9 protein-coding genes and 1 riboswitch are annotated in these 12,147 nt (G+C 38.3%); of the genes, 5 read left to right on the forward strand and 4 right to left on the reverse strand.

Features of this window, described 5'->3' with window-relative positions; translation table 11 throughout:
- Positions 1–68 precede the first annotated feature (68 nt).
- Together ACRPLY_RS16030 and ACRPLY_RS16035 are read right to left on the reverse strand one after the other, a co-directional pair.
- Complete coding sequence (locus ACRPLY_RS16030; protein WP_432231997.1) at positions 69–1,526, reverse strand: zinc ribbon domain-containing protein; 1,458 nt, start codon at positions 1,524–1,526, stop codon at positions 69–71.
- 62 nt (positions 1,527–1,588) lie between these two features.
- Entirely contained in the window at positions 1,589–2,494 is a 906-nt protein-coding gene (locus ACRPLY_RS16035; protein WP_432231998.1) for a zinc ribbon domain-containing protein, read from the reverse strand.
- A gap of 376 nt (positions 2,495–2,870) precedes the next feature.
- Between ACRPLY_RS16035 and ACRPLY_RS16040 the strand changes: the two genes are divergently transcribed.
- The 3 genes from ACRPLY_RS16040 to pcp are packed head-to-tail and all read left to right on the forward strand — an operon-like array spanning position 2,871 to position 5,197.
- Positions 2,871–3,575: a DUF969 domain-containing protein gene (locus tag ACRPLY_RS16040; protein WP_205662414.1), complete on the forward strand. Its 705-nt coding sequence runs from the start codon at positions 2,871–2,873 to the stop codon at positions 3,573–3,575.
- Entirely contained in the window at positions 3,576–4,541 is a 966-nt protein-coding gene (locus tag ACRPLY_RS16045) for a DUF979 domain-containing protein (RefSeq protein WP_432231999.1), read from the forward strand.
- Positions 4,542–4,555: 14 nt separating this feature from the next.
- A complete protein-coding gene (pcp, locus tag ACRPLY_RS16050) occupies positions 4,556–5,197 on the forward strand; it encodes a pyroglutamyl-peptidase I (protein ID WP_432232000.1) in 642 nt (213 codons plus the stop codon).
- Positions 5,198–5,503: 306 nt separating this feature from the next.
- Here pcp and ACRPLY_RS16055 read toward each other — a convergent pair whose 3' ends face one another.
- Together ACRPLY_RS16055 and ACRPLY_RS16060 are read right to left on the reverse strand one after the other, a co-directional pair.
- Positions 5,504–8,350, reverse strand: coding sequence for an Ig-like domain-containing protein (locus ACRPLY_RS16055; RefSeq protein WP_432232001.1), 2,847 nt, complete (start codon positions 8,348–8,350; stop codon positions 5,504–5,506).
- 85 nt (positions 8,351–8,435) lie between these two features.
- Complete coding sequence (locus ACRPLY_RS16060) at positions 8,436–9,260, reverse strand: flagellin (protein ID WP_430051358.1); 825 nt, start codon at positions 9,258–9,260, stop codon at positions 8,436–8,438.
- 299 nt (positions 9,261–9,559) lie between these two features.
- Here ACRPLY_RS16060 and ACRPLY_RS16065 point away from each other — a divergent pair, with 299 nt between their 5' ends.
- Positions 9,560–9,874, forward strand: coding sequence for a hypothetical protein (locus tag ACRPLY_RS16065; RefSeq protein WP_432232002.1), 315 nt, complete (start codon positions 9,560–9,562; stop codon positions 9,872–9,874).
- Positions 9,875–10,527: 653 nt separating this feature from the next.
- Positions 10,528–10,613, forward strand: a riboswitch (cyclic di-GMP riboswitch).
- Between the two features lie 23 nt (positions 10,614–10,636).
- Complete coding sequence (locus ACRPLY_RS16070; RefSeq protein ID WP_432232003.1) at positions 10,637–12,139, forward strand: glycosyltransferase family 2 protein; 1,503 nt, start codon at positions 10,637–10,639, stop codon at positions 12,137–12,139.
- Positions 12,140–12,147 lie beyond the last annotated feature (8 nt).

A 12,147-nucleotide genomic window follows, 5' to 3' on the forward strand; every position in this document is an offset into this window, starting at 1 on the left:
GAAGACGTCTTTTTTTATTGTTTTTCCTTACTGCGTTTTTTTCTGTTTCAGGGTCTATTTATCAGCTTTTACTTTACTTCCGTTGAACTAATAAGCTGATAAACTCTCAAACTTCCATCAGATAATTCTTTTACTTTATGAATACTGTTGAATTTTTTGTATTTAACAGATCCGTCTCCATACGAAATATCATACTCTTCTGTTGTATATACTTTATACATAGAGTCATCTAGTTTTGTTACTCTGTTTACGTTAAAACTTAATAAATCTTCTGTTATTCCTTTTTTGATTAGGTAAGCGGTATAATCTTTTTGTTCCTTGTATTTTGGTCCGTTAGAATCGATATAAAGCTCTGCAATAGAGAAGTCTCCACTGTTAATTGAGGAAATTGTAGCGTACATATATTGTTCAATAAAACTAGAAACTTCACTAGTAGATACTCCAGAATTAACTTCTGAACCTTTGTCCGTCGTCTCTTGATTCTTAGAAGGGGCCGACGCTTTTGCCGTAGCTTCTGTCGTATTTTCTTCATCAAAATTAAGTGCAACATCTTCCATGCCTTTTTTAATTGAAACTTCTTCCGTTTTCTTTTCTCCACGTTTTGCGTACAGTTTTACTGAACCGTCCATTGGCAGTGGACCTAGATAATCAATATCGCCAATTTCTGTTTTTGTGTCTTTACCATTAACGTACAACGTCGCGTCATCATAATCTGAAGAGATGTATACCGCATGATCTGACCAATCAAACTCAACGTTCACATCTTGGCCTTCCGTACCGTCAATTTCTTGTTCGTTTTCAACTTTCCCATAATCATTTTGCACTTCACCTTTTAATGTATGCGTACCAGGTAAAAATGGGCCAACCTTTTTAGAAGAATCACTGCTTACCGTTCCAGCTTTTTGACCGTCAATATATACCGCTGTCGCGTCTTCTGTAGACTGAACTTTTGCATACACAGGGTTTACTTGTACCGTGTAATGATCAAAGATTCCCCATTTCTTTCCGTCTTGTTCTAGCTTAGCGTATGAAGAGTGATCTTCGCTTGGAACTCCTGCTTCAAGCGCTCTGCTATCTGCCGCTAACCCTTCAGAAATCGATTTCATAACATCTGGATTTTCGTGCAGATATGTAATAAATGATTTTGTTTGCTCATCGTTGGCTTCTAGTTGAATTTGACCATCATTTACATATTTTTTTACTTTATCAACATCATTACCCTTTACTGAAGCAATAAATTTTTCTGACACGGCTTTAGGCGCCATCATTGTTTTGTCTATTCCGTAATAAGCACCGCCGAGTATAGCAGCTGCTGCTATAACTGAAATCACAATAATCTTTGTTTTTTTATTCGGAGGTTTTACCGATCCTCTCTCTTCCTCTACTGAAGCTGATGCGGGTTCTACGTAACGCTGTGATTTTGCTCCTTGGCTAGAAGTCTCTTTTCTTTCGACGGGATGTCCACACTCTGGACAAAATTGATGCTCATTGGTTAACTGATGTCCACACTCTTTACAATATCCCAATTTCGACACTCCTTTTATAGTGTTATGAAAAAGCATCGCTGTAAACGATGCTTTCTGCCGACTTAAAATAGATCATTTAATTCACTGCTGTTTCCCATTCTTGTAATAATGGTTTTGGCTTCTTCTCCTAAACCATTCGCAATAAACGTCAGCACAATCGTAATGACTACGTACACAATAAGAGTGCTATAGATACGATCAATCCCACTTGTTCCGCTTTGCTTAAAGCTAGCAATGGTAAATGGAACTACAAGGAAAATGCTCAGCAAACCAAAATTCATAAAATAAGAGAAGTATTCAACGTGAAGAAATGCAAGCACAAGCCCAATTAAAAGAAGAGCTGTTGGGATAATTAAAAACGTGCCAAAGCGTGAGAAAAATTCTTTAAAAGAAACGTCTACCTTTCCAAACTTTGCTACAACATATGTTGCTCCAATAATAATTGCGAGTCCAATAAAAATGAAGATACCTTGTTTAAAGACAAAATCGGTAAAATTGAAGTGAATGATGCTGTTGATATCTGTGGCTTTTATCAAATCAGCGCCTGTATTAAAATCCTCCATGTCCGATGGAGCCAGCTCTTCACTGATAATAGGAAGCTTGAACATGCTTCGAACAAATTGAATCAACAATAGCTTCCAGCCTACATATAGCATAATAGGTATACTAAGAGCATAAAGAATGACTGTGATAAGAGCATTAACGAATTGGCTTTCGCCTGCTGCTTGCGCTGTAGCTGTTGGATTTTTAATTCCTTCTGCAAAATAACTAAAAAAGGATTTTGACACTTTTTTCGCCTGACGAACACGCTGATTAGGCTGTTGAGGCGCATACGCTGGTTGCGGCTGAGGCTGATATTCAGATGCTGCTGCCGCCTGGCTTACGGCTGCCTCTTCTTGTAATTTATGACCGCACTTCACGCAAAACTTCCCGCCCTCATTAAAATGGCCGCAATTTGAACAGTTCAAATACTCCTTCCCCCTTCAATAAGTTGTTTAACATATAGTCATATAGATTCATTTTATTAAAATCTATATAATTCTATATTCACACCTTTTAGCATTATACACCATTTTTGGTATTTTAGGAGAAATGTTTTTAACAGATTACCTTAAAAAATTACTACCCAAACTCCCTGGCAGAATTCTTTCTTTCACTTCTGAATCCATGCACATTATATAAATCTTCCTTCTATAATTTTATTTCACCAATAAAACTATTTTATGCCTTAAGCATCTTGTTTTAATTTTCAGAATTGTTTATACTCGAAACATCTTTGTTTTTCTAGGAAAACAAAGGAGGTGAATTTGCAGCACGGTCTATACATACTCAAGGGGGATTTTTATGTTGAAATTAATTGGGGTTTTGCTAGTGGCAGTGGGATTTTTATTTCGTTTAAACACGCTGCTTGTAGTAACTGTTGCAGGCATCGTGACGGGCCTTGTATCAGGCTTGTCACTGCATGAAGTAATTACAATGTTCGGTCAGTTCTTTGTAGATAACCGCTATATGTCTATGGCTATTTTACTTACTCTTCCTATCTTTGGCGTATTAGAAAAATACGGATTGAAGGAACAAGCCGAAGTATTAATCAAAAAAGCCAAAAACGCTTCTTCTGGAAATGTTTTACTTATATATCTTTTTATCCGTGAAATCTCAGCCGCAGTCGGCTTAAATATTGGCGGACATGCTCAATCTGTGCGTCCGTTAGTAGCACCTATGTCTGAAGGCGCTGCTCGTGCCAAATACGGAGAGCTTCCGCCTAAAGTAAAAGAAGATATTCGCGCCCATGCAGCGGCAGCTGAAAATACAGGGTGGTTTTTCGGAGAAGATATCTTTATCGCAACAGGTGGAATTCTTTTAATGAAAGGATTTTTTGACTCTGTAGGGATTCACGTTGACGTGTGGGATATGGCGCTTTGGGGAATTCCAACAGCCATCGCAGCGCTCGTAATCAGCGCCATTCGTTTCCGTCAGTTAGACCGAAGAATTCACAAAAAAATGACGAAGCACAAACCAACATCATCTTCAAAGACGGAGGCGAGCTAAATGAAAAGCATCCTAACGCTTGATACGATTTACTATTTACTCGGTATTATTGTCGCTTTTATCGCAATTCGAATCGCACGTGATCACAACCATCCTAACCGTTTAGGGTCATCTCTATTCTGGGCACTGTTTTCCATTACGTTTTTATTTGGCAACGTCATTCCGCCTTTTTATGTAGGATGTTTGGTTATTATTATGGTGCTGCTTGCTTCATTTAACCGGGTGACTAAATCCAATGAAGCAGAAACGCCTGCGGAAGAACGAGTGGCTCACGCGCAGCGATTAAAAAACAAAATCTTTTTACCGGCTTTATTTATTCCTATTTTTACGATTATTGGTACCCTTCTTTTTGGAAAAATTAAATTTGGAAACTGGGCGTTAATTGACCCAGAAAAAGTTACGTTAATTTCACTAGCAATCGCAGCTGTCATTGCGTTTATTGCTTCAATGGGCGTCACCAAAGCAAAAATGGCCGTGCCTGTTAAAGAAGGAAGCCGCTTGCTTCAAGCAGTGGGCTGGGCGGTTATTTTACCGCAAATGCTCGCAGCTCTTGGCGGCATCTTTTCAAAATCAGGGGTTGGAACAGTCGTTTCAGATATTGTAAGTAATATATTGCCAACGAACTATGCATTTGTGGCTGTGCTTGCTTACTGCTTAGGGATGCTGCTATTTACAATAGTAATGGGAAATGCGTTTGCGGCGTTTGCCGTTATTACAGGAGGTATTGGACTTCCACTGATTGTACACATGCACGGAGGAAATCCAGCGATTATGGCAGCGCTCGGCATGTTTGCTGGCTACTGCGGCACGCTGTTAACGCCAATGGCAGCGAACTTCAACATCGTACCTGCCATGCTGCTTGAATTAAAAGACAAAAATGCCGTGATTAAAGCTCAAGTGCCGATTGCGCTATCCGTTTTTGTTGTTAACACATTATTAATGTACTACCTTGTATATCACTTTTAAAGGAGACTAGTAGAATGACAACTGTATTACTAACTGGCTTTGAACCGTTTGAAGGTGAAAGTATTAACCCGTCTTTAGAAGCTGTAAAAGCTTTAGACGGCGTAGCTGTTGAAGATTATAAGATTATTGCCAAACCCCTCCCTACTGTGTTTGGCGAATCAATCGCAAAGCTTCATACGTATATAGAAGAAATTAGCCCCTCTATCGTCATTTGCGTTGGACAAGCAGGCGGACGAGAAGGAATTACGGTCGAACGCGTTGCCATTAACGTAGACGACGCACGAATCCCTGACAACATTGGCCAGCAGCCTATTGACCGCTCTATTATCCAAAACGGCCCTGCCGCATACTTTTCGACACTGCCAATTAAAGCCGCTGTCGAAAACTTACGCCAAACAGGCATTCCAAGCAGCGTCTCCCAAACCGCTGGAACCTTTGTCTGTAACCACGTGTTTTACGGGCTGATGAACATGATTCAAAACTGCTGTATTAAAGGCGGGTTTGTGCATATTCCTTATCTTCCTGAACAAGCTGTGAACCATCCAGGGAAAGCGAGTATGTCGCTGGATTTGATTGTGCAGGGGTTGCTGAGTGTGGTGAAGACGACGATTTTAGTTGAAGAGGATGTTGTGGTTTCGGGTGGGTCTACTCATTAACCATACGATTAAAAAACAAGTAATGTTTCTCTTAAGCAATGGCCTTACTATGTACAATGGAGGTATTACCATTCATGAAAGTTTTTTCTTTAAGGGGCAACCTACGCTTTCAAATCAGTATTTTTACCTGGATAATGCTACGCCAATAGACATTTTCAAGACACAAAAACCTTAGCCATTAACTAAGGTTTTTGTGTTTTTTCATTAACATCAACGAAGCAGTTATTATCGAAATGGCAATAATAAATGAGAAATCCTTAACCTTATAATGCATTGTATGTTTTTATTAACAGTAATTCATAATGATTATAATCCACTTAATACTTTTATAGATAAATTTTGAGATTTTCCTCCATAAGTCACTCGAATCCCTACGTCTCCTAATGGTGCGTTCGGCAAAATTTGTATTAATCCCTCACTGCTCACCGTTGCTCGATTAAGATCATAACTTTTATATGTTGGTCCCTCTTCAGCTGTAACATCTTTTGTTTCTCCATTCGACATCATAGCGGTGACAGCTATTTGTTTCGTCTTCCCTCGTTCTAGTTCCATTTGCGCTGGCGTTACCACTATACTATTTAATGTCGGTCCACTTAATATTTTTACCATGACAGTCTGAGTCTTCCTCCCACGAGTCACTCGAATCCCTACGTCCCCTAATGGCGCATTCGGCAATACTTGTATTAATCCCTCATTACTCACCGTCGCTCGATTAGGATCATAGCTTTTATACGTCGTTCCCTCTTCACTTGTAACGTCCTTAGTTTCTCCCGTCGACATCACAGCTGTCACACCTATCTGTGTCGTCTTCCCTCGCTCTAGTTGAATTTGCGCTGGTGTTACCGTCATACTATTTAATGTGGGCTCACTTACTACTTTTACCGTCACTGTCTGAGATTTTCCTCCATGGGTCACTCGAACCCCTACGTCTCCTAATGGCGCATTCGGCAATACTTGTATTAATCCCTCACTGCTCACCATTACTCGGTTAGGATCATAACTTTTATATGTCGTTCCCTCTTCAGTTGTAACATCTTTTGTTTCTCCGGTCGACATCACAGCTGTCACACCTATCTGTGTCATCTTCCCTCGTTCTAATTCCATTTGCTCTGATGTTACCACTATACTATCTAATGTCGATCCACTTAATACTTTTACCGTCACTGTCTCGGATTTCCCTCCATGGGTTACTCGGACCCCTACGTCCCCTAATGGCGCATTCGGCAATACTTGTATTAATCCCTCACTACTCACCGTTGCTCGATTAGGATCATAACTTTTATACGTTGTTTCCTCTTCAGCTGTAACATCTTTTGTTTCTCCATTCGACATTATAGCGTTGACATCTATTTGTTGTGTCTTCCCTCGTTCTAACTCAATTTTTTGAGGTGATACTTCAATTTTTGAAAGCACAGGCTCTCCAATCACTTTTACTACTATTTCTTTAGTAAGACCCTTGTACTCAATTTTTAGCTTAGTTTCACCCGGTGTAGATCCTTCAGTTGTCACTAAACCTGAACTACTAACTTTTGCAGTACTTTCATTTAAGCTCGAATAATGAACATTTTTATCTGCTGTAATATTTTGTTGCACTCCATTTTCGTAATAGGCAAGTGCCTCTAGCTGATAGCTTTGCCCTTTTTCTAGAGTTATTTCACTTGGCCATGCAATAATTTCTCTAGGAATATCTTCACTATTAGATTCAACTACAACTGTAGCAGTCGTAGTAAAATTACTGTTCGACGCAGTTAATTGTACAGAACCTTCAGGAGAATCATCCAAAACTTTAATTACACCTTCATTTGTGACTGTTGCAATTTGTTCATTATCTATTGAATAAGTTGTTCCAGATGCAGCAGATGTAAGGTCTTTGAAACTCTGATCTGAGTAATAACCTAATACGCTGACACTTTTGCTTTGACCCTTTAGCATACGTATTTCATCAGGGGCTAATTGAATGTCCTCTAGTACAGGATTACTAACATCGTTGATATGAATAGTCTTAGTAATCTTTTTTTCTTCAATATTCGTACCTTTCAGCATTATTTCTATTTTAAAATGTTCTAACTCTTTTAAATCTTCGATTTTAAAATTCCAGGAGGTCATTTTTTCTTCTCCTGGTGCTAGATTACCAACTTCTTGAATCCTATTGCCTGAAAGCATGGAAACGCCCTCTGGGAGTTTTATTTCCATCTGTAAGTTATCAGCTTGCACATCACTGATATTTTGTATGTAACTTGTAATAGTAAAAGGATTAGGTGAATAAGATTCCCCATTAACATTAATTTCAGAAGGTCCGGCAATATTTAAACTCACCGGTGGGTTTGTTTCTGAAATAAAGTTACTTAATCCATAATAAGTTACATATTCCCTAGTCTCTCCAGGTAATAATTTTTTTTCATTCCAATAAATATTAACAGCACTATCTCCATTAGAAGAACCTGGTAAAGTATAAAAATCCCATGGTGATTGAGAAGCTCTCCCCCAATTCGTAAACTGTACTTTATCAGGTTTTATTGGAACATTTAATAAACTACCATGAGCGATAACTGTAGGGCTACTTAAATTATCAAACGCTTGCCAATAGGAAGGGATATTGTCTCCTACGAATTCTCTCTCAGTTGTAACTTCACCGATTCCAGGTATTCGGAAGGGAGCACTATCGTTATTCCCTAACATGGTATCCATCATTACTCTTATACCTGTATTCTTTGGGACATTCCCTGTATTCGTAACTAAATATTTTATTTCAATAGTATCTTTTAACTGAGTAGTGTTATTTTTAACAATTGAAAGTATTTGTTTTACTCTTATATCTGAAAACACTCCTTCAGTAATACTATTTTTGTAAATATCATTAGAAACAGGACTTTGGACATTACCGGCAAAATAGTAGTCTGCTCCGTCCACTCTCACAGTTGTATAAGAGGTACGAGGAGAGGGGTGTCCATATAAAAGCTTTTTATAATCATCTAACAAATTTTCAGGATTTCCACCTGTAGTTCCAATAGTAAAACGACCATCATCACTTGTTGCTACCTCAATATAATCATTAGAAACCTTTTGAATTTCCGAATAAGCAAACACAGTGCCTATATTTAAAATAAATAGAAAAGGTAATAATGCAATAATAACCTTTGCGAATTTTCTCATATAATTCCCTCTGTAATTTTTTTGTTTTCTACCTTAAAAAAGACCTCACTATTTAAAGTGAAGTCTTTAACTAAAGATTCTTCTATTAACGAAGTAATTGAAGAACTCCTTGCGGTTGTTGGTTTGCTTGAGCCAACATTGCTTGTGATGCTTGAGAAAGAATTGAATTCTTCGTTTGTTCCATCATTTCTTTCGCCATATCAACGTCTCTAATACGTGATTCAGCTGCCGTTAAATTTTCTGAAGAAGTATTTAAGTTATTAATAGAATGTTCTAAACGATTTTGGTAAGCACCCATTTGAGCACGTGATGCTGATACTGATTTGATTGCGTCATCCATTGTATCAATTGCTGCTTGTGCATCAACTTTAGTTGCAATTGATACTGCGCTAATATCTACTGCATCTTCTCCTAGAGCTGCTTTGGTTTGAGCTTTCCACTCAACAGTTAATGCTTGAGCAGAATTGGACCCAATATTAATATCTAATGTTTGGTCAGTTGCTAAGATATCTTTAGTATTAAATTGAGTGTTCTTACCAATACGATCTACTTCTTCAATCAACTGAGATACTTCTTTTTGCATCTCTTCTCGGTCTGCATCTGTATTTGTATCATTTGAAGATTGAACCGCTAATTCACGCACACGTTGTAGTATGTCATGAGTTTCATTCAAACCACCTTCTGCAGTTTGAATTAATGAGATGCCGTCCTGAGCATTACGTGAAGCGATGTCTAACCCACGAACTTGTCCTCTCATTTTTTCAGAGATAGCTAGACCCGCTGCATCGTCAGCAGCACTGTTAATACGAAGACCTGAAGACAATTTCTCCATTGATTTACCTTGTGCATTGTTTGCATTATTGTACTGACGATAAGTGTTTAATGCTGCAATATTGTGACCAATTCTCATTTTCCTTTACCTCCATATAATTGTTTTACTTCTTAGTTACATCCTTGTATTCAAGAAGTCTCTCGCTTACTGATTAATTAAGCGAGGAATGACAATAATCAAACATATACCTTTAAGAAATATGTTCATACTATATATCGACATTAAGGTTAAGTTGTTTACAGTCTCTGTTTATTTTCTTTTAAAATTTTATTGATACTATTACCAGGGGCGAGATTTTAATTAGTTAACCTTCTTACAATAATCCTTTGCATTCTTGTATAATATTTTTAATCCATAAAAAGATAGGAGTCCTACTAATGCACAATTTGCAGCACATTTTTGAAACTCATAATTTCGAACTAACAAATGAAACAACAAAAGGGCTTGAATACAAACATCAAGAAACTGAAGATATTGTATATTTATTGCCAACAAAAGAAATAAACCTTGTAGTGAGTCCCCTTTCATTTGATGTGGACTTAAGTCAAAGTGATGGAAAAGTTCATAGTACCGCTTTAAAACACTTTCCAAAGCGCTTAAATGGTGGCAAACATCCGATTTCTTTTGGTTATTCATTTAAGTTTCAAACAGAAAAAGAATTAAGTGAATTTTTACATACGTTAAATAAGTAAATAGTAAAAAAGACAGGATAGACATCTATCCTGTCTTTTTAATCTATCTAACTATAAAACTAGTATGTTTTTTACAGACATAATTTACTCAACACCTATGATTTAAGAACCAACCCATTATGTTCAAAAAGGCGCTACCTCTAGAAAAACATCTCGCTTTGTTTTTCGCTGTCTGACAAGCCATCAAGCTTCGAATGAACATGATCATATAAATCATTCAATTTATTATTTCTAGTATTCATACGTTACAGTGATATAAAGGCAATTGTCTTTATCCATCCTCCCGCTGCTTAAATCAGGTTCTAACATCTGTATTAGCATGTCAATATCGCGGACACGATTGTGCAAACCTTGTTTTTCTTCTACTAGAGTATGGATCAGGTTTAAAATAATATGAGGAATATTTTTGTTAAAAACAATAGACAAGACTCCACGTTCCTAAAACCACCTCTTTTAACTATCAATCCCTACTTCCTGACTTTATTAAAGTTACTTATACAATTGTTTTTCTAACATATTATCGAAATTTGTCGAATCTTTTTTAGGGTAATTCAACCTATTTTTATGGTAAAATCTAAAAAAGATATTCGTTATATAGTATCATTTCAAACATTTCGTTCTTTAAAAAAAACAAAATTAGTGAACTTAACTTGTTCAGTTAAAGGCAAACCAGTCGAAAGGCTGGGACGCAAAACTTCAGGTCTAAGGTCCTTAGGACTAGGATAGCTGGGTTTCCTGATATATCAGGGGGTAAAGGAAAACATGAACAATCAGCGTGTCGTTACTGGAAGTATTGGAGCTTCGTATATGAGGCCTCGCATTGTGGCATTCATTCCGGCACACAATGAAGAAAAATCAATTCGCGACTGCTTGGCAGGTTTAGGCGATCAGCTTCTTCCGAATAATGTGGAGCTCGATGTATTTGTGATTGCAGATAACTGTACGGACCGCACAAAAGAAAAAGCGGAGCTGGCCGGAGATGAATTTGATTTAAATGTAAAGGTACTGGTCACTGAAGGCAATAAACAACGAAAAGTCGGCGCGTTAAATACGGCTTGGAAAAAGATATATGGAGATACACTGGATTTATATAATACGACGCTGACGAAATATCAGCAGCTGTATAAAGAGTCGATTAAAGCGATTTTAGGGATGGATGCAGACAGCCGCTTGGCTCCAAAAGCACTCATTAATTTATGGGAAGATTTGATGACGTCGCGAAACATCGGCGGGGTGATGGCAAAATATACGATGAGAATGCCTAAAAAGAAAAGCTCGCTCTCAAAAGATGATGTGCACTATGAGGAAAAGCTGGCAAGCGGCGAGTACGGCGGACCGATAGCCCGGTGGTGGACACATCAGCAAAAGCAGGATATGGCAAGCTGGCTTTTGGATCTTCAGTACCACGGTGGAAGCACGTACGTACTTGGCGGTCAGGCTACGCTGTTTCGCCCGGAAGCGCTTCAAAATATAGTGGAAGAAAATAAACTTGACGGTCCTTGGCAAAATGACAGCGATGTTGAAGATATGCTGCTGACGTGGCAGCTGCAAAAGTCCAACTGGAAAACGTTAATCAGTCCAGGTGCTCGATGCTTCGTAGACTCAATGAGAAGCTATCACACGTACCGTGAACAGCGTAATAAATGGAAGTCCGGGACCGTTGATTTACTGACAAACGGAAACTTGGACGTCAGAACCAAGCATAAAGGAAAGCTGTGGCGTTCACAGATCAAAACGCTGTGTGATTTACTTATTCGCCTGCTGTTTATTGTATTGTTATTGGCTGCGCTTGCGACCGATCAATTTTACTGGTCGTGGCTTTGGATCATTCCAATCGCTTTAGCTTCTGTGTTAAATATTATGCTCGCTGTCAAAACGCCGATGCACAGGCCGATTGATGTGATACTGGCCGGTCTTTTGATTAGTCCGGAAATTTATTTGTGGGTGAATTTAATTACGTTTGGTCAAGTATGGATGGAAAGGCTTGCGGCTAATAAAAAAGACGGCTGGGCGAATCAATACAACGCGGAAAACGGGAAAACGCGCAGCAAATTAGGGCAAGGGATTTTAACGGGCTTTGCGTTTACAGGAATGATTGTTGTGCTGTGCATCTATTTCCGTGATTACTTAACGAGCCCTTCTGTACAGCAAGCTATTTACCCATACTTAATGAACGGTTGGATTCTGCTGACGTATTTGACCATCTATCAGTCTCTTTATATGTTTTACCAAATTTGGACGCTTCGAAAACCTATTCAAGCGTAAAAAAGTGA

This window comes from Priestia sp. TGN 0903 (assembly GCF_050846855.1).
In the GTDB taxonomy this organism is placed as follows: Bacteria; Bacillota; Bacilli; order Bacillales; family Bacillaceae_H; genus Priestia; species Priestia zanthoxyli.